Raw genomic sequence first — 22,458 nt, 5'->3', positions numbered from 1 at the left:
TTATTTTACTGATTTAATTCTGTTTACACTCCACGCTTCTGGTTTATCATCAAATAGTAACTTCGTTTTCCCCCAAACATTTCTAAAGAAATCAGATTTTCTGTATGCATCCAGGTAATCTTCTTTTTCCCAGTGGCTGTAGGTGAAGAAGATATTAGGGTGTTCTCGGTCCTGGTAAAGTTCCAGAGAGAGACAGCCTTCAAAATTTCGGATAAAGTCTTTGGTTTCTTCAAAAATTTGCTCAAAACTAGCAATATTTTCTTTCCTTAATGTCAACTTAACGATGCGTATCAACATTTATAAAAAGTTTATTATAATAGTATCTCTATAATCCAAACCCAATAGGGTAGAAGCGCCCCCAACAGTGTTCAGATCACTCTTATAGATAGCCAGTTCCAAGTAGTTGGCCGAATTGAAAAGGGCCAACAAATCTCCCGGACCCTTTCTCTGGTTCTTTCCAAGGTCGAAATTTATTATGTCGCTATACCTGTTTTGGATTTGATTTATTTTTCTATTCCTCGCATTAATTTCAAATTTCCTCCCGTTTCTGTAAGCTTCAAACAGGCTTTTCTGAATATTGGTTATCACATTTCCATAGTTGTCTATATAAATAACACTCCCAACTATTGTTTTGCCCTCGTTTGTTAATCTTGGAGCGAATTCTTTAAGTTCTTTTAGATCTTCAAATGATTTACCAACAACCTCCAACTTTCCTCCGCGTACAATATGGCAGGCAACTTTAACAAATATATCAAGTACCGGAAAGGATCCATTCACCGGGTTTGGAATATTTATTTCAACAACTTTTTCAGGTTCAATCTCCGATGTAATCAGACTTATTACCCCATTATTGGCACTTATGAAATAATGGTTATCAACCAAAACGGCAATGTGCTGATTTTCAATAGTAGGTTCAGAATCCACTCCAACAATATGAATGGTTCCTTCCGGAAAAGCTTTATAAGAATTTTTAAGAATATAAGCGCATTCCTGAATGTTAAAAGGACTTACTGTGTGCGTGATATCAACAATTTTAGCATCCGAAAGCTCTTTATAAATAGTCCCCTTAAGGGCCCCTACAAAATGGTCTTTATATCCAAAATCTGTAGTTAAAGTGATGATTGCCATGCAGCACTGTTGATATTTTTTTAAATAATCAAACCGATTTTTACTTAAGTTTGTTTGACAAAATTACATGAAAAAAACAGCCTACAGAAATTTATCTCACGGTACATATCAATTAAATAAATCTATTCTTTGAACGAACTAAATTTAGAACTTACCGCAATTAGTCCAAGGGAATTCTTCGGACATCAAAACGAAAACATTAATCTATTAAAAAAACATTTTCCCAAATTAAAAATAGTAGCCAGAGGTAGTAAAATAAAAGTTTTTGGCGACGAGCCCATGCTGGATGAGTTTGATAAGCGGTTTCATATGCTTACGGCACATTTTACCAAATACAATACACTAGATGAAAATGTAATTGAGAGAGTGCTTACAAGTAATGATAAGGGAGAATATGAATCTTCAGAAAGTAGTGGAGATGTAATTGTACATGGTGTTAATGGCAGATATATAAAAGCGCTAACCGTTAATCAGCGTAAATTAGTAGATTCCACGGAAAAAAATGACCTGGTATTTGCCATAGGGCCTGCCGGTACAGGTAAAACTTATACCGGAGTTGCATTGGCTGTAAGGGCATTAAAAAATAAAGAGGTTAAAAGGATTATCTTAACCCGGCCTGCGGTAGAGGCTGGTGAAAATCTCGGATTTTTACCCGGTGACCTGAAGGAAAAACTGGATCCGTATATGCAGCCGCTTTACGACGCGTTGCGGGATATGATACCGGGTGAAAAACTTATTCATTATATTGAAAACGGAACCATTCAAATTGCCCCTTTAGCCTTTATGCGGGGGCGAACTTTGGATCATGCATTTGTAATCCTTGACGAGGCACAGAATACAACACATGCTCAGATGAAAATGTTCCTTACCCGTATGGGAAAGAACGCTAAATTTTTAATTACCGGCGACCCCGGACAAATAGATTTACCGCGAAGGGTCATCTCCGGCTTAAAAGAAGCATTATTAATCCTTAAAAGTGTTACGGGGATACAAATTATATATCTGGATGATAAAGATGTAATACGCCATAATCTTGTGAAGAAGGTGATAGATGCTTACAAGAATATTGAGCATCAAAACTAAAAGCGAGTTATGGCTGAGACAATCATGACCACTGATTTTAGTTTTCCTGACCAGCTAAGTGTCTATAAGGGAAAAGTAAGGGAAGTATATCATCTAAAGAATGATATGCTTATTATGATAGCTACAGATCGCTTGTCTGCCTTCGATGTAGTGATGCCCAGGGGAATTCCATATAAAGGTCAGATATTGAACCAGATTGCAACCAAAATGATGAGCGCTACTTCAGATATAGTTCCAAATTGGTTAGTAGCCGCTCCGGATCCAAACGTGGCTATTGGGCAGGCCTGCGAACCTTTTAAGGTTGAAATGGTAATACGGGGTTATCTTTCGGGCCATGCGGCTCGTGAGTACAAAGCAGGGAAACGAACACTCTGCGGTGTTGCAATGCCCGATGGGATGATTGAAAATGATAAGTTTGAAGAACCTATCATAACTCCGGCTACCAAGGCCGAAGAGGGAAACCACGATGAAGATATTTCCAGGGAAGATATCATAAAGCGGGGAATTGTATCAGAGAAGGATTATATAGTACTCGAAAATTATACCAGGGCATTATTTAAAAGGGGCACGGAGATAGCAAAAAAAAGGGGTTTGCTCCTGGTTGATACCAAGTATGAATTTGGGAAAAATAGAGAAGGCGAAATTCTCCTTATCGATGAAATACACACCCCGGATTCTTCGCGCTACTTTTATGCGGAGGATTACGAGGAAAGACAGAGCAGGGGAGAAGGTCAAAAACAGTTATCAAAGGAATTTGTTCGCCAATGGTTGATTAGCAATGGATTTCAGGGGCTGGAAGGACAAACAGTCCCCGAAATGTCTGATGACTATATTAATGAAGTCTCTGAAAGATACATTGAACTTTACCAAAGTATTACTGGAGAACCATTTAAAGGCGCTGAAATTACTAATATTCAGGAAAGGATTGAGAAGAACATTCTAAACTACCTACAAAGTACCTGAAAAGGGGTATAATACTGTTTATTTATTGTCGGGAATAGTTAATATTTGTACTGGTGTTACTTCTGGTATAATCATTAAAACGTCATAACCCTCAATTGTCTTGAGTAAATTTAGATTTTTGATTTCAAGTTTACCTCTTTCTATCATCTTGCGAATTGGAACCAGATTGAACATATACCATTGTTTGTCATCCGTAATATCAAAAAAGGGATTTAGATAATTTAAATAAAATGAATTTTCAATATTTATCTGGCTGGGAGGGAAGGATTTAAAAATAGAACCAAGCATTACGCTTTCGCCAACAATCATGATATGAAAAGATTCTTCATAATTACTTTCAGATATATTTGAAACCATATTACCAACATCCAAGTGGCAAAATAAGTTTAATGAAATTCCAGCAAAGGGAATTCTGAACCAATATTTCTTTGCATACCTTAATAAAACACAACAATAAATATATTAACGAGTGAATATAATATACCACTTTGTGGTGTTGTATTTAGTAGATTTTTTGCTTAAATTAGAGATTAATATTTTATTAAATTTTGATACGGAAATTAACATAAACTACAAATAAATTTATTCACTTTTTTAGTAATTAAAAACAAAAATTATGGCAACAGAACCAGATTTACGAGCACCTGCGGCAAGCGACAAGGGACCGGACTTTGACAAAGTGGACAACGCCTATGAGGCACCGGGTGCCCGAGACGTGGTACCCGACATGCCGCCGATTCCGGACGTGACAGCCGCGAAAATACCCGAGGACCAGTGGAATTGGACTCACCACAACGACGACTATCACAAGCCACACAAGCCATTCCCGGCAGCGAACACAGAGATCGTCAGCGAGGAAAACCCGCTCGAGGTCGATGTCTTCTACTCGATGCGAAGTCCTTACAGCTATCTTGCGCTATATCGGCTCGCGTATCTCCACTCAAACTATAACGTAAACGTCAATATCAGAGTGATTTTCCCGATCGCCGCCCGGACCGCCAAGCCCGGCCAGAAGTCGGCGATTGGTGGCCGGTGGTACTACTGGAGTTACTCCGTCAACGATGCGCGGCGGACGGGCCAGTACGAGGGTATTCCATTCCGATGGGCCCAACCGGATCCGATCCTGGCCGACACCTATCCGCCGGAGTCGTGCTCCCAGATTACCGCCCCAATGGACCTGCAGCCGTATATCACGTGGGTGGTCCGGCTCGGCAACGCCGCGGAGCTGCAGGGCAAGACGCTCGAGTACTGTCTCGCGGTGTCGCCTCTGATCTGGGGGGCCCAAGCGAAGATTGGCGAGTGGCCATTTCACATCGAAGCAGCGTTCAACAGCGTCGACGGTTTAAACTACGACAAGACCATCAAGGACATCCAGGCGAACCCCGACAAGTACGACGCGGTCTGGCAGAAGAGCCAGAGCGACTTTGATGCGACCGGACAGGGCGGCGTGCCAACCATGGCGTTCAACGGTGAGGCGTTCTTCGGACAGGATCGATTTGACCAGTTCTTCTGGCGCCTGCGTCAGAACGGTCTGACGAAACGCCACATGGCGAGAGCGCCTTTTGTATCTCAACCATTGCGTTGGCCAACTAGCTCTGGAGGAGACTAAAACCATGGAAGAACAAATTCTCAAAGTTCTGGAACAGGCTGGTCAATTGATCAGTCTGTTTGCAGTAGCAGTAATCGTCTTCGGCTTTGTCCTGGCTTCAGTGCGATATGGCATAGGGTTCCGGAAATTGAAGTCGGAGAAAAACTTCACACAATTTAAGGTCGATCTTGGTAAAACATTGATGCTCGGACTTGAAATTTTAGTGCTTTCTGACGTAATTGAAACAATCACCATTGCACCAACCTACAAATCACTGGCAGGATTGGCATTCCTGGTAATTGTTCGCACATTCGTGAGCTGGACCCTCGGACTGGATGTCGAAGGTCGATGGCCATGGCAAGCAGAAAAGGAGGAAACAAATGTCTGACCAAATAATAGAAATACTGAATTATATCATAAGAGGCCTGGAAATAACCGGCGCGGGACTTTTGATACTCGGATTTATCGTCGCCACCTTTCGATCTATTCGCCAGTATATTGTTAACAGAACAAGTTTCGATATTAAGAATTACCGCCTGGCACTCGGACGTGTTGTTTTGATCGGGTTGGAAGTTCTTGTAGCGTCAGTGATCTTGAAAACCATAGTGGTCGACGAAACAGTTCAAAGCCTGAGTTTCTTAGTAATTATGGTGGCCATTCGTACGATACTTGGCTGGACAATGACACTTGAAATGAAAGGTCGTTGGCCCTGGCAATAGCTGACAAAAAATAAAAAGACAGCCAATGATGCAAAGGCGTAAAACTAGTACGGTGATGCTAAGGGATGACACGCCACCAAACATAGCCGACGACAATGACTGGGTCTGTGAAAGTAAATCTCAGCTCGTGGCCTATCTGGAATCTGGTTGTAAACCACCAAGTTTTTTTAGACTAGGGGTCGAACAAGAAAGGTTTATCTTTCAAAGCAGTGATTATAGTCCGGCAGTCTATGATGGTCCGGATACGGGAATTAAAGCGCTTTTGAAAGGCATGCAAGAATTTGGTTGGAGACCGGCGTATGAAGCTGACCAGCCTATCGCACTCTATCGTAGAGATACTTCTATTACGCTCGAGCCTGGAGGGCAATTTGAGTTCTCTGGGGCACCTTTGATGGATGCGCATCAGATTTTTGATGAATCACAAGCTTATAAAGACGAACTCGGCAAGCTAGGAGAACGCCTTGGTTTGAGTTTTCTATCCCTTGGACATCATCCGAAACACACGCAAAATGAACTGCCCATGATGCCAAAGCAGCGCTACGGTATCATGGGCTCTTACATGTCTAAAAAAGGGACATTAGGTCTGGATATGATGAAGAGCACCTGTTCCATACAAGTCAACATGGATTTTTCGTCCGAAGTAGACATGGTGAAGAAATTCCGGTTGTCACTGGCATTGCAGCCAATGGTCACAGCTCTTTTTGCCAACTCACCCTTTGCCCATGGAAAACCAAGTGGTTACTTCAGTTACCGCAGTCATATATGGCAACACACTGATAATGAACGCTGTGGCGGCCTGCCTTTTGTTTTCGAGCAGGGTATGGGATTTGAGAGATACACGGATTACGTTCTAGATGTACCCATGTACTTTGTCCTCCGGAATGGTAAGTATATCGACGCCAGAGGTCTTTCCTTCCGTGATTTCCTCGCTGGTCAGCTGGCAGTTCTTCCTGGTCAACGGCCACTTCTTAGTGATTGGGCTAACCACCTATCAACTGTCTTCCCAAATGTGCGTTTAAAGAAACACTTCGAAATGCGTGGAGCAGATGCAAGTGGTTCCTCGGAACATGTTGCGGCTCTATCTGCCTTGTGGGCAGGTCTCTTGTATGATTCGGAGTCAATGGATGCGGCATGGGAGATTGCTGGCACCTGGACAAGGGAAGAACTCCGGATACTGGACATAGAAGTTGCAAGGCATGGGTTGAGCGCATCATTTCGCAAGGGAACGGTGCAAGATATCTGTCTTTGGATGCTTGATTTATCTCAACAAGGACTTCAAAGACGAAACCTCAAAAACCAATATGGTAAGGATGAAAGTTATTACCTTACACCTCTTCGGGAGGCAGCACAAAAAGGATGGACTTTTGCAGAGCAACTTTTACTGCGTTACGAAAACGAGTGGCATCAGGATATCGACATTGCTATCCATGCCATGTGTAGAGATACTTTAATATGAGCACTCGAAAACTAGCTATAATAATGGACCCCATAAAGTCCATCAATCCAGATAAAGACAGTAGCCTGGCGATGCTTTTGGAAGCGCAGAATCGTGGATGGGAATTGTATTGCGGACAGATGGATGATATTTGGCTACGCGAGGGTCGGGCCTTTGGTAATATGACCGAATTGCATGTCATGGAAGATCGGTCGAATTGGTTCAATTTTAGAGACCCCAAAGTGATACCGCTTGGTGATATGGATGTTGTACTGATGCGAAAGGATCCACCATTTAATTTAGAATATATTATAGCTACCTACATCCTGCAGCGTGCCGAAGAACATGGTGCATTAGTAGTCAACAGTCCACAAGGTTTAAGAGACGCCAACGAGAAAGCTTTCCTGAGCTGGTTCCCAGATTGCGCACCGCCAACATTGATTAGTAGATCAATGGATGAGATGAGGACATTCATGAAAGAACATCACAAGGTAGTAGTTAAACCGCTTGACAAAATGGGTGGTCAATCTGTGTTTGTAACCGATATGGAAGATGGAAATCATAATGTAATATTAGAGAACGTCTCACAAAATGGAACACGCTATACAATGGTACAAAAGTACATTCCAGAAATCACCAGTTCGGGAGATAAACGCATTTTCCTTATCGATGGAAGGCCGATTCCCTTCGCACTGGTCCGTATTCCATGTCCTAGTGATCATCGGGGCAATATGGTTACAGGTGCTCGGGTAGAAGTTCAACGTCTTTCGAATCGCGATATCTGGATATGTAATCAGGTTGGACCGACGCTAAGAGAACGTGGTTTACTTTTTACCGGTATAGATGTTATTGGAGATTTCATGACCGAAATTAATGTCACCAGCCCTACCGGAATAATTGAGTTGGAGCGTGAAAGTGACGTGCTGATTACTGAGCAATTGTTTGACGCCATCGAGTCAAAGTTAAAATAAAGCTAAAATTAATTGCTAGTCGAAGAGAAATATTATTAGTTAAATTTGATTGAATTGTTTAAATAATTATTGAGAATCTACGATTCCTAAATTGAGGATCGATTATCTGACAAAGCTAAAAAGATCATTAAGTATTTGGATATGACAACATGTATGGGTGTTATGGTTCTGCTATGTATGCAAACCCGGGGTAAACCTTCATTAACCATTACGGCAATGGAGAGAGCCATGAGTAAAATCCCTCCTAAAGGTTAAAGCTGTTTACTTTTTGACCAAATAGGCGTATGACATAATAATTTAAAAATATTCTTGAATGCTTGTTAAGGTTCATGGCTGTATTGTTTTTGGAGTTGAGGCCATTACTTCATTTACGTGAGGTTCAAAATTTTCCAATGAAAACACCAAACCATAATTGTCCTCAAATAAGTCAACTACCTTGGTTTTGATTTCATCATTTTCTATTAACTGAATTCCAACTGATTTTACTGCTATTTCGACTATTATTTTTATACATCTTAAGTTTGCTCTCCTTAACTTTTAAGGTATAAATCAGAATAATAGCTCAATAATTATCAAAGTATAAATGTTGCTGAGGTTGATGGATTATTTCCGACCAACTTCCTTAGCCCAATCACCTCTATAAATTATTTTTTGATCGTGAATTTTAAAGATAAACTTACCATACTGAACTGAAATTCCTGCAGATGCGTTTGCTATCCAGCAATTATCCGGGATGTTAAAGAAATTTTCAAAAGTAATTGTCTTTTTATCTAATTGATCATTAATAGAAACTGATGCCTCTGACCCTATTGCCCATCCAAGGTGCATATTATAGCTTACCTTCAAATCACCAACCAATTTAAACTTTTCATTGATCTCTATTTTGGTTTTTATGCTCGCTATTTTTCCTTCATTTAAATCTTTTCCAGGAGTCACTTCAATGGTTAATCTGGGCAACTCGAAAGCTGTTTTTGACGCCAGAATGTTGATAGATTCGTTTTTAATAATTTTATTGGCATTATGGTAAAGTTCGAAAGCAAGTTCCATATCTTCTATTCCAACGGGGTCAATTATCAATTGATCGGCAAAATAACCTTCGCTTGTTAGGTTTTTAGTATAGAAGACTTTATCACGAAATTTCACAACAACTTTTTTATATCCTTGTCATTAAAAAGCTCTAAAGGTATTTTAGTATTGGTATGTATCGATTTATTTTTTGGGCTTATAATCAACCCTTTCATATAATCTCGCATTGCAAACCAAACTGGACGGGGCGACCCAAATTTGTCGAACAAATCGCTATAGCCCCAAAAACCAAACTATTCTTCGCGCTACTTTTGTGAAGAAGGATATGAGGAAAGACAGAGCAGGGGAGAAGGGCAAAAACAACTTTCAAAGGAATTTGTTCGCCAATGGTTGATTAGCAATGGATTTCAGGGGCTGGAAGGACAAACGGTTCCTGAAATGACCGATGAATACATAGAAACTGTTTCAGACCGTTATATTGAGTTGTATGAGAATATCACAGGAGAACCATTTGTAAAGGCAGATATCTCAAACATTCAAGAACGTATTGAGAAGAACGTCTTGAAGTACTTGGAAAAGTAGTTACTATAATACATATAAGTAAAATCCCCCCTATGATTTTACATTTTTCATTTCAATTTGTCTGTTAGTTATTTTTATATTGTGTTTATCTTTTGATTACTTGTTGTTGTTTTAATTCGTCAATAAGGTCATTCTCCACTAATAGTTCCTTCCAATATCTTAAAATAGTTTGTTCTCTAAAAGAATATTCTGGTTTAATACCTTTTAACAAATAATCAGCGATCATTTTAGGTTCGTTAAAACCCGAGCAAGCTCTTGCTGCTGTAGTGCCAGAACAACGAGCATTAACTTCAAAAACATAAGGTTTCCCATCTTTTAATTTAAACTCTACATTGCAAGCTCCAAAAGGTTTAATCGCCTCCAATATTTTTCTAACTTCTTCTTCTATAACATCATTTTTAATTGTGAAACATTTGTAAGTCTCACCACCTCTTAAAATTCTTTGCATAACAATTACACCTTCGCAAGAACCGTTTAAGTTAATGCTACCGCAGGTGTATTCATCACCTTCTATGTATTCCATTATTATATAGTTGGAAATGTCACTTTCAATTTTTTTTAAAGTAGCCTCCCATTCAATACTGTTTCTGATTAAATATTTATTCTTTGATCTTGCGCTACCAACTCGTTGTCTTAAAATAAATGGATAGCTCTCTTTATTCGGATTAAATTTTTCAGCTAAAAAAGTAATAGGAACATTGACACCGGATCTCATAAGATGCTCAAAAGCCAGTTGTATATCTTCAAAAATGGTAATTACTTCTGGTCTACTTACTACAACTTTAGTTCCAATTTTATCAAAGAGATGCCTATTTAAAGATAGTGGCATCAACTCAGGATCCAACCCTGGAAACAATAGTGAAATATTTTCATCTTTGCATATCTCCAAGAGTTTAGGTATATAATTATCCTTGTTCGCATATGGAATTAAATAAGCAGTTTTTGATAGGTAAAGCCCCACTGCCAAATGATCTCCATCTAACGCTACAACATTATAGTCAGAATGTTCTAATGACTTAATAATATTCTGACCAACTCCTCCTCCAACTCCAGTAACTGCTATATTCATATATTTAGTATTTTAATTGTTCGCAATCCTGTTCATGATGTTACCCAACAATTGGATATGGTTATGAACTATATTTCATTTATAAAAACTAAGATAATAAATCTTTGATGTTCATTAACGATCTTTTGGCCACATGGGTGTTAATCTTAGTCGTTTTGGTAGAACTATGACCCAAAAGAAATATAATATGCCTGGTATCGGTTCCATTTTCCAATAGAAGGGTCACAAAACTATACCTAAGCATATGAGGTGTAATTATTTTATGATTCTTGCCTTGATCGCGGCCGAATTGGATGTTTAAAGCAAATTTCAAAAAAACCTATCTTTAATTTTCCTCTAAATAAATAGCATAAAAAAAGCTGAAATTTATATTCCAGCTTTTCCAACATTTATTTGTAGCGAGAGGGAGACTTGAACTCCCGACCTCAGGGTTATGAATCCTGCGCTCTAACCACCTGAGCTACCTCGCCGAATGTTTTAAAATGGCTGCAAATATAAAGGTTAATTTCTTGTTCGTCAAAATTCAGTCATCAAAATTATTATGTCCGTTTTATTTTTTTATCATATATAAATATATATATTGTCCATCATAAATATGTTGTGGAATGAGTGATAAAATAAAATTCGAAATTGAGTTTGTAATACAATCTTCTCCCCAGTTGTTATACCAGTATCTGTCAACACCATCGGGGCTATCTGAGTGGTTTGCAGACAATGTAAATTCTCGAGGTGAAATATTCAGCTTCATATGGGACGGATCTGAAGAAGAAGCCAAACTATTAAAAAAGAAAAGTGACGAGTTTATTAAGTTTAGTTGGTCTGAAAATGATGATGACAGTTTTTTTGAGATGCGGATTATTGTAGATGAAATTACCAAGGATGTCTCTCTTTTTATAACTGATTTTGCGGAGGAAGATGAGCTTGATGAAGCAAAAATGTTATGGACAAACCAGGTATCTGATCTTAAACAAGTATTGGGTTCTAAGTAATATAAAATTAATATTAACAGTATATTTGGCCTTGATTTTCAAGGCTTTTTTTATGGTTAATTTCAATGGGCAAATAGTAGATGATAATGCACTCTATCTAAACGGCAAGAACAGAGGGTTGCTTTATGGCGATGCACTTTTTGAAACCCTTAGGGTTGTAAATGGGAAGATTGTTTTTTGGGAAGATCATTATTTAAATCTTATGTCCTCTATGCGGATATTAAGAATGGAGATACCAATGTCTTTTACCATGGAGTTTTTGGAGGAACAAATATTAATGGTATTACCGGAAGGTGAGGATTATAATTCAGCAGGGATTAGGATTACAGTCTTTAGGAATAATGGAGGCCTTTATAAACCTGAAAGTAATGAAGTATCATATATTATTGATGCAGATCTTTTATCAAATCCCTATTATATTTTAAATGAAGACAGTTATGAGGTGGAACTTTTTAAAGATTTTACAATAAGTAAAAACATGCTCTCCAATCTTAAAACAACCAATAGAATGCTGAATGTTGTGGGTAGTGTTTATGCAAAAGAGAATGGTTATAATAATTGTTTGTTGTTAAATGAATCCAAGTCGGTAGCTGGGGCACTTAACGGGAATTTTTTCCTTGTAAAAGATAATGTATTAAAAACGCCACCTTTGGAAGATGGTTGTATTAAAGGCATAGTAAGAAAAAAAACACTGGATATTCTCAACAAAATAGACACTTATGAGTGCCAGGAAAAATCCATTTCCCCATTTGAACTTCAGCAAGCCGATGAACTATTCATTACAAGCAGTATTATGGGAATACAACCAATAACAAAATATCGTAAGAAAATTTATGAAAATAAAGCAGCCAAAGAGCTTTTAGGGAAGTTAAATGCGGCCGCCAGGTTTAATTAAGACTAGGGTTTTCCGGAGCATTGGACCACAATAAATAATCGCCACCGAGTTCCACCATTTTTTCTTTCCAGAAAGCTATTGTAGATTTTTGAATGATATTGCTCTCATATTCGTTCTTTACTACGATCCAGGATTTTGAATCCAGTTCCTGATCAAGCTGCAGCGATGACCATCCCGAATACCCGAGAAAAAATCTTATGTCTGTATCGGTAATTACCTTTTGATTGATGAGCGCTATCGTTTTATCAAAATCACCACCCCAAAATATTCCATCTGATATTTCAATACTATTATCAATAAGGTGGGGTACCTTGTGAATAAAATAAAGATTGTCTTGTTCTACAGGCCCCCCGTTGAATACCTGAAATGGAACATCAATTTCCTCAATCAGGTCGCTAATATCGTAATTCAGTGGCTTGTTAAGAATAAACCCTACCGATCCTTCATCATTATGCTCCGCCAAAAGAACGACAGATCTGTTGAAAGAAACATCTCCGGTAAGCGTAGGTTCTGCAATTAGTAATTTCCCTTTTTTGGGTTTTAAACTTATCATAGCTGTTTTAATACTCTTAAAAATAAGATAAATCTAATTAATAACAAAAATCGTTATAAATTAAAAAAGCGCCCTTGTTTTTAGGGCGCTTTCATATATTTTAAAAAGATGGACTAGTTTACAGAGCTGCTTAAATCAGAACCTGCTTTAAACTTAACTACATTCTTAGCTGCAATTTGAATAGTCTTTCCAGTAGAAGGGTTTCTGCCTTCTCTGGCATTTCTTCTAGATACTGACCAAGATCCAAAACCTACTAGAGATACTCTATTCCCTTTCTTAAGAGATCCTTGTACGTTCCCTAAGAATGACTCTAATGCCTTTTTTGCCGCTGCTTTAGTGATGCCGGCACTTGCTGCCATGGCATCAATTAATTCTGTTTTGTTCATAATTTAATTAAATTAATTGTTGTTAAATAATTTTAAGCTTAAACAAATTTATACGGATTTGCGGTTAAGACAAGTAAAACTGGGGTAAATCAACGTTTTTGTTGATAACTTAAAACGTTTGTTGATAACGTTGGGGTTTTTTAGTTGATTCTCCCAGCCCAATGGTAATGGGACTTTAGGTCATAAAGGCCGATTCTTTGATCTTAAGTCCATTTAAAACATCAATAACAGCCATCTTCCGTTTACCTGGTAACTGTAATTCTGTTAGGTAAACATAACCTCCGGAGGAGGCTACTTTTAACTCCTTTTTAGTGAAATGAACAGTTCCAGGTTTAAAATTATGTACTTCCTTTTGCCATTTAGCTTTGTATATTTTAATGACAATTAATTCTTCGTCGTTGTTTAAATTTGTCCAGGCCACAGGGAATGGACTTAGTCCTCTAATATGATTGTATATTTTCTCTGCTGATTCTTCCCAATTTATTTTGCAGGTTTCTTTATTGATCTTATCCGCCGTTTTAAATTGGCTGTCCAGTGGTTGTTTTTGTGTTACAACCTGGTTATTTTCAATCAGGGATACCGTCTTTAAAACTAATTCGGCTCCCTGAGTCATTAAATTATCGTGTAGATCTCCGGCAGTATCTTCTGGTCCAATCTCGGTTGTATCTTGCAGAATAAGTTCTCCGGCATCTATTTTCTCATCGATAAAAAATGTAGTAACACCTGTTTTCTTTTCCCCATTAATTATTGCCCAGTTAATAGGGGCCGCCCCTCTATAGTCAGGTAATAATGAAGCATGAAGATTAAATGTGCCATATTCTGGCATTGACCAAACTTGTTTTGGCAACATTCTAAATGCTACCACAATTTGAAGGTTAGCCTTTAGTGATCTTAAATCATCAAGAAATTCCTCATCCTTTAAATTAGTTGGCTGCATTATATAGAGGCCAGCTTTTTTTGCATATTGTTTAACGGAAGATTCATGTATTTTTCGCCCTCTTCCGGCGGGTTTGTCTGTTGCCGTAATTACTCCTACAACCCGATAACCCTTTTGGACCAGCTTATCTAAGGTAGCGACAGCAAATTCCGGGGTCCCCATAAATACTATTCTCAAGTTTCTCATTTTAGCAGGGTGTATTCATTTTTTGAATTAATATTAATTTTGCCATCCTCAAGCAACATTTGAAGTGTTTTTAATATCAAGAGTTCATTTTGCGGTAATTCCTGAATAATGTCTCTAGAACTACTTTGTTTCGCTTCAAGAAATTCAATGATGTCACTTTTTATTTCAAGAAAACTACTGCGGTCAAGTTTCTTTGGGCTATTACAAACATCACAATTATTACAAGGTTGATCTGTATTTTCACCGAAATATGATAGTAGCTGGCGATTTCTGCACAACTTGCCATTTTTTATATAACCAAGCATGCTATCTACCTTATTAATCTTTGTTTGCAATTGCATTTCAACTTTTTTGGAAAAATTATTAATGGTCAGATCATCTTCCCTTGGTACCAGGAAAACAAGCTCCAGATCTCTATTGCTTGCTTTTAGGCTTATGACCTTATCTTTATCCAGTTGGGCCAGATCATGAAATATTTTTTCTTCTGAAAGTGAAGTTTTCTTTGAAATTAAGTGCGTATTTATTTTTGTTTCAAAATCAAAAATCCCTCCATATGTCCTTAAAATGGTTTGAACAAATGGCGCAATGCTCTGATGTCTTTCCAAATAGTATAAAAGATCGTTTTTTGAAAATAAAAATTGTATGGTTGTTTTACGGGAGAAACTTTGTGATAAAGATATCACCGAATTCTGATCAAGAATCCTTAACCCATTATATGCTATAGGTGAATTAAGCTTATAAATATTACAGAATTCTTCAAATCGAAACTGAAATATTTCTTCAGTAAGCGTTCCATAGGGTATTTGAAAATAATTATTTAGCTTATTATAAAGTAATCTCAAAAATTTGACATCGGGTAATACCTTTAAAAATTGGTTTATTAGCTGTGTTTCATCGTCTTTGTTCGTTATCATTATGGCTTTAGCCGGCAGGCCATTTCTGCCTGCTCTTCCGGCTTCCTGATAATAATTCTCCAGACTTTCCGGGATTTGATAATGAATTACCAAAGCAACATCCGCTTTGTCTATTCCCATTCCAAAAGCATTCGTGGCCACCATTATTCTTACCTTATTATCGAGCCATAAGTTTAGTTTTTTCTCTTTCTCTTCTTTTGGAATACCGCCGTGATAGAAAGCAGCAGAAATATTTTTTTTGTTTAGAAAATCAGCGATTACCTGCGCCATTCTTCTGCTACGCACATATATAATGCCACTTTGGTCTGTATTCTTGCATAATTCATATAAACGTCTCTGCTTATCCTCTTCCCAGATAACCCCAAAATATATATTTTTTCGGCTAAACGAATCTTTGAAAATTTGATATTCCCTGAACCGAAGATTCTCTGTAATATCCCGGGCAACTTTTGCAGTGGCGGTAGCCGTAAGTGCTAATACAGGAACTTCTGGTTTAATATCCCGCAAAAGAGAACAATTTAAATAGGCAGGACGAAAATCATTCCCCCATTGAGATATGCAATGTGCTTCATCTATCGCAAAGAGATTAATCTGCATTTGGGCAATCCTGTCTTTTACTATTTCCTGTTGCAAACGCTCAGGTGACAGATATAAGAATTTGTAATTTCCATAAATACAGTTATCTAATAAATTGTTTAATTCTTCTTTAGAAATCCCTCCTGTTAAGGCAATAGATTTTATGCCTATATCCTTTAATTGTTGAACCTGGTTTTGAATAAGAGCTATTAATGGCGATACAACAATGCATAATCCTTCACCAGCCATAGCCGGAATTTGATAACATAAAGATTTACCTCCACCTGTAGGCAAAAGTGCTAGCACATCTTGGCCATTTAAAACAGCATCTATAATAGCCTTCTGAGATCCTTTAAAGTCTTCATAATTCCAATATTTTTTTAAGATTTCTCGTGGATCCTTCATCGCAAACCTTCCTTCAACTCATTTAATATAAAAGAAATACGTTCTTCCACTGTACCGGTTGGGATAAGAACTGGCTCATAATCATAACTTATATAGGTCCGTTTTAGGTGGTCATGTATTTCAATGGCTTCCTCAAAGCTTTCTAATCTTTCATTGTCCGATACATATATCTTTTCCCACGGCGGCAGGATTAGAACTTTATTATATCTATTGGTTGTACAAGCTTCTTCAAAATCCCGGGTGTAACTTTGGTCAAAGTAGTCCATATAAGCCAAAACATCTGGAATACCGCGATCAAAAAAGACATAGGGATCATTGATATTAACGGAATTACTAAATTGTTCCTTCCTGCCGCTGAGGATTCTTTGATTAAATTCAAAAGGATCTTTGACAAAAGCAAGAGGATTGGAAACAAATGCTTCTGGATTACCCTTTTTTTTCGCCTCAAGAGTCATAGTTCTCACAATCTCGTGAAAACAGGTATAACCACAGGCTTCAAGTTGTTGTATAATCACCGTTTTTCCTGTACTCGGTCCTCCCGTAATAACTACTTTTTTAGATTTCAATAACTAAATTTTACAATCACAAAAGTAATCAATGCGAGCAAGCATAAAAAATCGATTACGAAGCTTTATATTTGTAAAAAATATTAAATGGATACTGAGAAATCAGATAAATTTTACCTTAGACTCAAAGAAGAATTACTCAAAAGTACTAGCTGGCCTGCCGATTACTTATATAAATTTATTGTTCCCACAGATAAGGCTAAGATTGCGCAAATAGAACAAATATTTGACAATACTGGAGCAGTTATTGAATCTAAACAATCCAGCAAGGGGAAATATACAAGTCTTTCAATAACAGTAAATCTTGTAAATCCTGACGCAGTTATTGAAAAATATAAAGAAGTTGGCCTGGTTGAGGGCGTAATATCTTTATAAACTGGTATAACTGGGATAATTTTCCTAATTTGCAACCGTTATATAGATACTTCCTTTACATATATTTAATCAGAATTATATAGAAATTTGAATCCAGTAGAAAACCTAGAGTACAATACTGAGCGCGAAAAGCTCATTATTCCAGAATACGGTCGCCATTTTCAGAAAATGGTGGATCATGCCGTTTCCATAAAAGACGATGAAGAGAGAAATAAAGTAGCAAAAGCCATTATTAGTGTTATGGGTAACCTTCAACCTCATTTGAGGGATGTACCCGATTTTCAGCATAAACTTTGGGATCAACTCTTTATTATGTCCGACTTTAAGTTGGAAGCTGAATCACCTTTTCCCATAACTCCAAAGGAAGTCCTGCAAGCAAGACCTGATCCATTGGAATACCCACAAAACCATCCTAAATATCGCTTTTACGGGAATAATATTAAGCGAATGATAGATGTAGCTATAGGATGGGATGAAGGAGATATGCGAGCTGGGCTGGAATATGCTATAGCTAATCACATGAAGAAGTGTTACCTTAATTGGAACAAGGATACTGTAGAGGATAAGGCAATTTTTAAGCACCTCTATGAACTTAGTGATGGCAAAATAGATTTAGCTGCCGATGGCGTTAGCCTTACAGATAGTGGACAGTTTCTTAAATCACGGATTACAAAATCCAGTAGAACCGGTTCCTCAAAAAAGGGTCAGCGAAATACTGGTAGAGGTAAAAAAAGGTATTAAATTTTTCTTCCTTAAATGGGAACATTCAAAATTGAGGGCGGCCATAAACTTCATGGGGAAATAACCCCACAAGGCGCTAAAAATGAGGCATTACAGATTCTTTGTGCGGTTTTACTCACACCGGATGAGGTGGTCGTTAACAACATTCCGGATATTGTTGATGTCAACAAGTTAATTTCTTTGTTGGAAGACCTGGGAGTAAAAATCCAGAAAAAGGGAAAAGGGTCTTATTCTTTTAAATCGGATGATATTAATCTGTCCTATCTGCAATCTGAACAATTTAAATCTGACGGAAGGGGCTTAAGAGGTTCTATTATGCTGGTAGGCCCTTTATTATCCAGATTTGGCAAGGGTTACATTCCTAAACCGGGAGGTGATAAGATAGGCAGACGCAGATTAGATACCCATTTTGAAGGATTTATTCAGTTGGGTGCAAAATTCCGATATAACAAAGAGGAGCATTTTTATGGGGTAGAAGCCAAAAAACTAAAAGGTACTTATATGCTTTTAGATGAGGCATCGGTTACAGGTACCGCTAACATTGTTATGGCAGCTGTCCTGGCAGAAGGACAAACAACTATTTACAATGCGGCATGTGAGCCTTATCTGCAACAATTATGCAAGATGCTAAACCGGATGGGAGCAAAAATTTCCGGTATTGGGTCCAATTTATTGGTTATTGATGGGGTGGCTGAATTAAATGGCACAGAGCATACCATGTTGCCAGACATGATAGAAATAGGGAGTTGGATAGGCCTGGCGGCAATGACCAAAAGCGAATTAACCATCAAAAATGTCAGCTGGGAAGACCTGGGTCAGATCCCATCGGTTTTCAGAAAAATGGGTATTTCTTTGGAAAAAAGAGGAGACGACATTTACATTCCGGAACATAAAGAAGGCTATAAAATTCACAACTATATTGATGGGTCTATTTTAACTATCTCAGACGCACCCTGGCCCGGACTTACACCGGATCTGTTAAGTATTATCCTTGTTATTTCTACACAGGCCAAGGGTGAAGTCCTCATCCATCAGAAAATGTTTGAAAGCCGTTTGTTTTTTGTAGATAAATTAATCGATATGGGAGCAAAGATCATTCTTTGTGATCCACATAGGGCCACAGTTATTGGCCACGACTTTAAATCGACTTTAAAGGCAACTACAATGGTTTCCCCGGACATCAGAGCAGGTGTATCTCTTTTAATTGCCGCACTATGCGCAAAAGGAACATCTATCATACATAACATTGAACAGATAGACAGAGGTTATGAGGATATTGATAATCGCCTAAGGGCTATTGGAGCGAGGATTGAAAGGATATAAGATAAAGTGTCAGGTATAGCAAAGTCCAAATTACCCAAACAGTTTAAATAATCATAATAGCATTAAGGTTCCACAACATCCCCATTTGGGTACTTGGCAAATCTTCCTTTTTCCCTTGGGTGCACATTATCTGCATGCGGCCAGGGCCAGCCACCAAATTGAGTTAGTCTGTATTCCTCCATGGCTTGTTGAATTTCCAACTGCGTATTCATAACAAAGGGGCCATATTTGGCAACTGGTTCATTTATAGGCTTCCCTTGCAATAATAAGAAGTCAGATTTCTGACTGCCATTTACCAATTCTACTTTTGCATCTGAAACAAGTTCCACACCGTGATTGGGTTTAATCACCTGCTCACTGATTTTAACTTCGGCGCCTTCATAATAATAAAGCGTGCGATTTAAGTTTGCAGATGCAGGAGGCAAACTAAATGTTTCGTTTTCATCCATATGAATATTCCATATGGCTACTTCATTATCAGAATTTGCCGCCCAGGAATTTGGGGCAGGCTCTGGTGAAGGTGTTCCGGAATAGTTACCGGCAATTATTTTTATGGTAGTATTATTTATTTTAACAAGGGGGATGTCCTCATGCCATAGCATCTTAAAATGTGGGTCAACAAATTTATCTGCTTTTGGTAAGTTGATCCAAATCTGAAATAATTCTAATGGATTATCATGATCTGTATTTAGTAAAGGGAACATTTCAGAATGCTGTACACCCCTGCCGGCTGTCATCCATTGTACATCACCCTGCCCAAATCTACCTGCTGCTCCTAATGAGTCTGAATGATCACAATATCCTTTATTTACAATTGTAACCGTTTCAAATCCTCTGTGTGGATGATAGGGAAACCCCGGAATGGTATGTCCGTGATACATTCTCCAACCATCTTTAATGGTGAAATCGTTGCCCAGGTTACGCCCGTCAAGTGATACGGCCGGTTCCATTGCACTATTGCCTTTTGGGTAATGATCTAAATGATAAACACAGAACAAAAACGGGTCTTGTGTTTCCCATGGAAATCCTAAAGGAAAAGTATGTTTAACAGGGTTACTCATTTTATTTTTTTTGGTGTCTTGTTAATTTAGAAAATCGGTATCCGGTATTAAATCCAAAGAATCCAATTAGTCGTTATTCGTGGGTTGCTGTATTAATTTCAACCCAGTTCTCTTCCGGGTCTTTGATATATATTTGCCGCACTCCATCTGCACGGTCTGTAACTGCGTTCTCCTTTCCAGGCCAATCCCAATAGGTGATATTTTTTTCTTCGAGATAAGCAATAAGCCCATCCAGGTTTTTAGTAGCCAGGCAGAGATGAATACTTTTATTATTTTGACGAATTACGGAATCTTTACCTATAAGGTGAAGTTGAGAATTACCATGAATACTAAACCATCTAAAACCCTTGGATGCAGAAGGGTGGGGGATTTCTTTTAATTTTAATATGTCAGCATAAAAGTCTCCGGTCTTTTTGAGATCTGTAACCACAAAAGAATAATGGTCGTATTGAAAATCAAAATCCTGGGCGTATGAATAGGACAAAAAGCATATGGATAATAAGAGTATCAGTTTTTTCATGGGATCGTTTTTTAAAATTTTGTTAGTCGTTGGTTTCAAATGATTATTGATTGTTGTAGGATACAAAAGCAAAGTGTTTGCTATCCGGCGACCAGGAGGGGACATTAATAGTGCCCTGTCCGCCTATAAATGAGCAGAGATTTTTAATTTCTTTGGTTTTTAAATCATAAAGTCGCAAAGATACAGACTTCATAGCTGGATGCCGGTCTCCCTGATCTTCCAGGTAGGAAATAAAAACAAAATATTTACCATCAGGTGAAGGATGTGCAAACCAATTTGAATACGCATCATTAGTTAATTGTTCTTTTGTGCTACCATCCGGTTTCATTCTCCAAATTTCCATTTTCCCAGATTGCATAGAATTGTAATAAATGTATTTACCATCCGGGGAATATTCCGGGCCATCATCTAGTCCCGGGCTGTTGGTAAGGCGTTCCTCTTTACCTCCCTGAATTGATATTCTATAGATATCATAGTTATTATTGCGACTTGCGGTATATACAACAGCATCACTCCCGGGGGACCACCCGTGCCAGTATGATGGATATTCTAATGTCACCAGTTGAGGTGTACCTCCTTCAAGAGGTAATGTATAGATCCTGGAAGTACCGGACTGTACTCCTTCTATTGGATCATTATTACTTATGGCCAGCATTCTGCCATCCGGAGAAATTCCGTGGTCATTATTGCATTTAACAGCAGTTCCCGTATCTATCTGCTCCTTAGAACTTCCATCTGTTTTTATTCTGTATAAAAGGCCATTTTGATTCAGAATTAAATAGTTCCCATCCGGACTCCAGTTGGGAGCTTCAAAGTGAGCCTTTTCTTCGTATATGACTTTTCGTTCTCCGGTTTCCAGTGAATAAATTTCCAGCATAGATTTAAGCTGGGATGATTGTCCAAAATTTTGTCCCGAACCCATAATAAAGAGAAATAGTAGCGTTTTTTTAAAAACCGTATTCATAACATTTAGAGATTAGTTCAGACAATAATTTTCAATTCTAGATACTCAATTATGAATGCACAACTGTTATTTTACCCGACAAAGTTTATTTTCTTATGTGCTCCGTCACAGTAGGGTTTGTTATCTGATGCACCACATCTGCATAATGCAGTTACCCCGCTCTTACCTTCAGTCTTACCACTGGCATCCTTTACTTCTAAAGCCCCATGCACCAAAAGCGGGCCATTGGCCATTACCTCTACCCGGGTATTAATATTCCCTTCTTCAGAATTTTTTGTTTCTCCTTTCATAGTATAAGTTAGTGCCCCAGAAGGACATTTTTCAATTTGTGATTTTAGTTCATCAATAGATGCATTTTCTGGTTCAATCCAGGGTTTTTTATTCGGATCATAAACTTTAGGTAGGGTAGCTACGCAAATAGCTGAATGTATACATTTTCTTGGTTTCCAAACTACATTGAAGTCACCCTTTGAATACTCTTTTATTATTTCTCTTTCTGACAT

Annotated in this window: 27 protein-coding genes, 1 tRNA gene and 1 pseudogene; 13 read left to right on the top strand and 16 right to left on the bottom strand. The window is 38.1% G+C overall.

All coding sequences use genetic code 11. The features are described from left to right. Positions 1-297, bottom strand: a complete 297-nt coding sequence (locus tag ABJH90_RS03920; protein ID WP_348142752.1) for an antibiotic biosynthesis monooxygenase family protein — start codon at positions 295-297, stop codon at positions 1-3. Next, positions 298-1,128, bottom strand: a complete 831-nt coding sequence (locus ABJH90_RS03915; RefSeq protein WP_348142749.1) for an SAM-dependent chlorinase/fluorinase — start codon at positions 1,126-1,128, stop codon at positions 298-300. Positions 1,129-1,257: 129 nt separating this feature from the next. Between ABJH90_RS03915 and ABJH90_RS03910 the strand changes: the two genes are divergently transcribed. Continuing rightward, positions 1,258-2,211, top strand: coding sequence for a PhoH family protein (locus tag ABJH90_RS03910; protein WP_348142747.1), 954 nt, complete (start codon positions 1,258-1,260; stop codon positions 2,209-2,211). 9 nt (positions 2,212-2,220) lie between these two features. Then, a complete protein-coding gene (locus ABJH90_RS03905) occupies positions 2,221-3,174 on the top strand; it encodes a phosphoribosylaminoimidazolesuccinocarboxamide synthase (protein ID WP_348142744.1) in 954 nt (317 codons plus the stop codon). A gap of 18 nt (positions 3,175-3,192) precedes the next feature. On the opposite strand, the gene ABJH90_RS03900 is transcribed toward ABJH90_RS03905, so the two are convergent. Next, positions 3,193-3,531 (bottom strand): hypothetical protein, encoded by a 339-nt coding sequence (locus ABJH90_RS03900; RefSeq protein ID WP_348142741.1) that lies wholly within the window; start codon positions 3,529-3,531, stop codon positions 3,193-3,195. A 259-nt stretch (positions 3,532-3,790) separates the two neighbouring features. Between ABJH90_RS03900 and ABJH90_RS03895 the strand changes: the two genes are divergently transcribed. Genes ABJH90_RS03895 through gshB form a run of 5 tightly spaced genes read left to right on the top strand, consistent with a single transcriptional unit; the run spans position 3,791 to position 7,887 of the window. After that, positions 3,791-4,783: a DsbA family protein gene (locus ABJH90_RS03895; RefSeq protein WP_348142738.1), complete on the top strand. Its 993-nt coding sequence runs from the start codon at positions 3,791-3,793 to the stop codon at positions 4,781-4,783. A gap of 4 nt (positions 4,784-4,787) precedes the next feature. Further along, entirely contained in the window at positions 4,788-5,150 is a 363-nt protein-coding gene (locus ABJH90_RS03890; protein WP_348142736.1) for a DUF1622 domain-containing protein, read from the top strand. Next, a complete protein-coding gene (locus ABJH90_RS03885; protein WP_348142733.1) occupies positions 5,143-5,481 on the top strand; it encodes a DUF1622 domain-containing protein in 339 nt (112 codons plus the stop codon). Before ABJH90_RS03890 ends, ABJH90_RS03885 begins: the two co-directional genes overlap by 8 nt. A 25-nt stretch (positions 5,482-5,506) precedes the next feature. Next, on the top strand, positions 5,507-6,937 hold the full coding sequence (locus ABJH90_RS03880) for a glutamate--cysteine ligase (RefSeq protein WP_348142730.1): 1,431 nt from the start codon (positions 5,507-5,509) through the stop codon (positions 6,935-6,937). Beyond that, entirely contained in the window at positions 6,934-7,887 is a 954-nt protein-coding gene (gene gshB / locus ABJH90_RS03875) for a glutathione synthase (protein ID WP_348142727.1), read from the top strand. The genes ABJH90_RS03880 and gshB overlap by 4 nt, the downstream gene beginning before the upstream one ends. A 603-nt stretch (positions 7,888-8,490) precedes the next feature. Here the strand turns inward: gshB and ABJH90_RS03870 are convergent. Further along, positions 8,491-9,030 (bottom strand): hypothetical protein, encoded by a 540-nt coding sequence (locus tag ABJH90_RS03870; RefSeq protein WP_348142724.1) that lies wholly within the window; start codon positions 9,028-9,030, stop codon positions 8,491-8,493. 180 nt (positions 9,031-9,210) lie between these two features. On the opposite strand from ABJH90_RS03870, the pseudogene ABJH90_RS03865 reads away from it, so the two are divergent. Continuing rightward, positions 9,211-9,495: pseudogene (locus ABJH90_RS03865) on the top strand (phosphoribosylaminoimidazolesuccinocarboxamide synthase); the annotation flags it as partial. A gap of 85 nt (positions 9,496-9,580) precedes the next feature. Here ABJH90_RS03865 and ABJH90_RS03860 read toward each other — a convergent pair. The 3 genes from ABJH90_RS03860 to ABJH90_RS03850 form a co-directional block, all read right to left on the bottom strand. Further along, on the bottom strand, positions 9,581-10,564 hold the full coding sequence (locus ABJH90_RS03860; protein WP_348142721.1) for an ATP-grasp domain-containing protein: 984 nt from the start codon (positions 10,562-10,564) through the stop codon (positions 9,581-9,583). An 88-nt stretch (positions 10,565-10,652) separates the two neighbouring features. Then, positions 10,653-10,808 (bottom strand): tyrosine-type recombinase/integrase, encoded by a 156-nt coding sequence (locus ABJH90_RS03855; protein ID WP_348142798.1) that lies wholly within the window; start codon positions 10,806-10,808, stop codon positions 10,653-10,655. Positions 10,809-10,960: 152 nt separating this feature from the next. Continuing rightward, a tRNA-Met gene (locus ABJH90_RS03850) sits at positions 10,961-11,034 on the bottom strand. A gap of 135 nt (positions 11,035-11,169) precedes the next feature. On the opposite strand from ABJH90_RS03850, the gene ABJH90_RS03845 reads away from it, so the two are divergent. Beyond that, positions 11,170-11,553 (top strand): START-like domain-containing protein, encoded by a 384-nt coding sequence (locus ABJH90_RS03845; RefSeq protein WP_348142718.1) that lies wholly within the window; start codon positions 11,170-11,172, stop codon positions 11,551-11,553. Between the two features lie 52 nt (positions 11,554-11,605). Next, complete coding sequence (locus tag ABJH90_RS03840; protein WP_348142715.1) at positions 11,606-12,448, top strand: aminotransferase class IV; 843 nt, start codon at positions 11,606-11,608, stop codon at positions 12,446-12,448. On the opposite strand, the gene ABJH90_RS03835 is transcribed toward ABJH90_RS03840, so the two are convergent. The 5 genes from ABJH90_RS03835 to ABJH90_RS03815 all read right to left on the bottom strand — a co-directional run bounded on the left by ABJH90_RS03835 (position 12,441) and on the right by ABJH90_RS03815 (position 16,971). Continuing rightward, on the bottom strand, positions 12,441-13,001 hold the full coding sequence (locus ABJH90_RS03835; RefSeq protein WP_348142712.1) for a YqgE/AlgH family protein: 561 nt from the start codon (positions 12,999-13,001) through the stop codon (positions 12,441-12,443). The two genes, ABJH90_RS03840 and ABJH90_RS03835, sit on opposite strands and share 8 nt — an antisense overlap. A gap of 113 nt (positions 13,002-13,114) precedes the next feature. Continuing rightward, positions 13,115-13,387, bottom strand: coding sequence for an HU family DNA-binding protein (locus tag ABJH90_RS03830; RefSeq protein WP_348142710.1), 273 nt, complete (start codon positions 13,385-13,387; stop codon positions 13,115-13,117). 175 nt (positions 13,388-13,562) lie between these two features. Next, positions 13,563-14,510, bottom strand: a complete 948-nt coding sequence (gene fmt / locus ABJH90_RS03825) for a methionyl-tRNA formyltransferase (protein ID WP_348142707.1) — start codon at positions 14,508-14,510, stop codon at positions 13,563-13,565. After that, entirely contained in the window at positions 14,507-16,405 is a 1,899-nt protein-coding gene (locus ABJH90_RS03820; RefSeq protein WP_348142704.1) for a RecQ family ATP-dependent DNA helicase, read from the bottom strand. Before ABJH90_RS03820 ends, fmt begins: the two co-directional genes overlap by 4 nt. After that, entirely contained in the window at positions 16,402-16,971 is a 570-nt protein-coding gene (locus tag ABJH90_RS03815) for an ATP-binding protein (protein WP_348142701.1), read from the bottom strand. The genes ABJH90_RS03820 and ABJH90_RS03815 overlap by 4 nt, the downstream gene beginning before the upstream one ends. 87 nt (positions 16,972-17,058) lie before the next feature. Here ABJH90_RS03815 and ABJH90_RS03810 point away from each other — a divergent pair, with 87 nt between their 5' ends. The 3 genes from ABJH90_RS03810 to murA all read left to right on the top strand — a co-directional run bounded on the left by ABJH90_RS03810 (position 17,059) and on the right by murA (position 19,410). After that, positions 17,059-17,346, top strand: a complete 288-nt coding sequence (locus tag ABJH90_RS03810; protein ID WP_348142699.1) for a DUF493 family protein — start codon at positions 17,059-17,061, stop codon at positions 17,344-17,346. 87 nt (positions 17,347-17,433) lie between these two features. Further along, on the top strand, positions 17,434-18,087 hold the full coding sequence (locus ABJH90_RS03805; protein WP_348142696.1) for a DUF4290 domain-containing protein: 654 nt from the start codon (positions 17,434-17,436) through the stop codon (positions 18,085-18,087). Positions 18,088-18,102: 15 nt separating this feature from the next. Next, complete coding sequence (gene murA / locus ABJH90_RS03800) at positions 18,103-19,410, top strand: UDP-N-acetylglucosamine 1-carboxyvinyltransferase (RefSeq protein ID WP_348142693.1); 1,308 nt, start codon at positions 18,103-18,105, stop codon at positions 19,408-19,410. Positions 19,411-19,472: 62 nt separating this feature from the next. On the opposite strand, the gene ABJH90_RS03795 is transcribed toward murA, so the two are convergent. The 4 genes from ABJH90_RS03795 to ABJH90_RS03780 all read right to left on the bottom strand — a co-directional run bounded on the left by ABJH90_RS03795 (position 19,473) and on the right by ABJH90_RS03780 (position 22,458). Beyond that, on the bottom strand, positions 19,473-20,471 hold the full coding sequence (locus ABJH90_RS03795; protein ID WP_348142690.1) for a pirin family protein: 999 nt from the start codon (positions 20,469-20,471) through the stop codon (positions 19,473-19,475). 73 nt (positions 20,472-20,544) lie between these two features. Further along, positions 20,545-20,991 carry a VOC family protein gene (locus tag ABJH90_RS03790; RefSeq protein WP_348142687.1) on the bottom strand — a complete coding sequence of 149 codons (447 nt, stop codon included), beginning with the start codon at positions 20,989-20,991 and terminating at the stop codon, positions 20,545-20,547. A 43-nt stretch (positions 20,992-21,034) separates the two neighbouring features. Then, positions 21,035-21,955 (bottom strand): DUF5050 domain-containing protein, encoded by a 921-nt coding sequence (locus tag ABJH90_RS03785; RefSeq protein ID WP_348142684.1) that lies wholly within the window; start codon positions 21,953-21,955, stop codon positions 21,035-21,037. Positions 21,956-22,026: 71 nt separating this feature from the next. Further along, positions 22,027-22,458 carry a (4Fe-4S)-binding protein gene (locus ABJH90_RS03780; protein ID WP_348142681.1) on the bottom strand — a complete coding sequence of 144 codons (432 nt, stop codon included), beginning with the start codon at positions 22,456-22,458 and terminating at the stop codon, positions 22,027-22,029.

This window comes from Eudoraea sp. (assembly GCF_039969275.1).
Lineage (GTDB): Bacteria > Bacteroidota > Bacteroidia > Flavobacteriales > Flavobacteriaceae > Eudoraea.
The sequence above is the reverse complement of the archived record's forward strand: the minus strand, read 5'-3'. Positions and strand labels throughout refer to the sequence as shown.

Bases quoted from the DNA above. Each gene is read 5' to 3' on its own strand.
- ABJH90_RS03920 (WP_348142752.1), bottom strand. From the start codon at position 297: ATGTTGATACGCATCGTTAAGTTGACATTAAGGAAAGAAAATATTGCT.
- ABJH90_RS03915 (WP_348142749.1), bottom strand. From the start codon at position 1,128: ATGGCAATCATCACTTTAACTACAGATTTTGGATATAAAGACCATTTT.
- ABJH90_RS03905 (WP_348142744.1), top strand. From the start codon at position 2,221: ATGGCTGAGACAATCATGACCACTGATTTTAGTTTTCCTGACCAGCTA.
- ABJH90_RS03900 (WP_348142741.1), bottom strand. From the start codon at position 3,531: ATGGTTTCAAATATATCTGAAAGTAATTATGAAGAATCTTTTCATATC.
- ABJH90_RS03895 (WP_348142738.1), top strand. From the start codon at position 3,791: ATGGCAACAGAACCAGATTTACGAGCACCTGCGGCAAGCGACAAGGGA.
- ABJH90_RS03890 (WP_348142736.1), top strand. From the start codon at position 4,788: ATGGAAGAACAAATTCTCAAAGTTCTGGAACAGGCTGGTCAATTGATC.
- ABJH90_RS03885 (WP_348142733.1), top strand. From the start codon at position 5,143: ATGTCTGACCAAATAATAGAAATACTGAATTATATCATAAGAGGCCTG.
- ABJH90_RS03880 (WP_348142730.1), top strand. From the start codon at position 5,507: ATGATGCAAAGGCGTAAAACTAGTACGGTGATGCTAAGGGATGACACG.
- gshB (WP_348142727.1), top strand. From the start codon at position 6,934: ATGAGCACTCGAAAACTAGCTATAATAATGGACCCCATAAAGTCCATC.
- ABJH90_RS03860 (WP_348142721.1), bottom strand. From the start codon at position 10,564: ATGAATATAGCAGTTACTGGAGTTGGAGGAGGAGTTGGTCAGAATATT.
- ABJH90_RS03855 (WP_348142798.1), bottom strand. From the start codon at position 10,808: ATGCTTAGGTATAGTTTTGTGACCCTTCTATTGGAAAATGGAACCGAT.
- ABJH90_RS03845 (WP_348142718.1), top strand. From the start codon at position 11,170: ATGAGTGATAAAATAAAATTCGAAATTGAGTTTGTAATACAATCTTCT.
- ABJH90_RS03840 (WP_348142715.1), top strand. From the start codon at position 11,606: ATGGTTAATTTCAATGGGCAAATAGTAGATGATAATGCACTCTATCTA.
- ABJH90_RS03835 (WP_348142712.1), bottom strand. From the start codon at position 13,001: ATGATAAGTTTAAAACCCAAAAAAGGGAAATTACTAATTGCAGAACCT.
- ABJH90_RS03830 (WP_348142710.1), bottom strand. From the start codon at position 13,387: ATGAACAAAACAGAATTAATTGATGCCATGGCAGCAAGTGCCGGCATC.
- fmt (WP_348142707.1), bottom strand. From the start codon at position 14,510: ATGAGAAACTTGAGAATAGTATTTATGGGGACCCCGGAATTTGCTGTC.
- ABJH90_RS03820 (WP_348142704.1), bottom strand. From the start codon at position 16,405: ATGAAGGATCCACGAGAAATCTTAAAAAAATATTGGAATTATGAAGAC.
- ABJH90_RS03810 (WP_348142699.1), top strand. From the start codon at position 17,059: ATGGATACTGAGAAATCAGATAAATTTTACCTTAGACTCAAAGAAGAA.
- murA (WP_348142693.1), top strand. From the start codon at position 18,103: ATGGGAACATTCAAAATTGAGGGCGGCCATAAACTTCATGGGGAAATA.
- ABJH90_RS03795 (WP_348142690.1), bottom strand. From the start codon at position 20,471: ATGAGTAACCCTGTTAAACATACTTTTCCTTTAGGATTTCCATGGGAA.
- ABJH90_RS03790 (WP_348142687.1), bottom strand. From the start codon at position 20,991: ATGAAAAAACTGATACTCTTATTATCCATATGCTTTTTGTCCTATTCA.
- ABJH90_RS03785 (WP_348142684.1), bottom strand. From the start codon at position 21,955: ATGAATACGGTTTTTAAAAAAACGCTACTATTTCTCTTTATTATGGGT.
- ABJH90_RS03780 (WP_348142681.1), bottom strand. From the start codon at position 22,458: ATGTCAGAAAGAGAAATAATAAAAGAGTATTCAAAGGGTGACTTCAAT.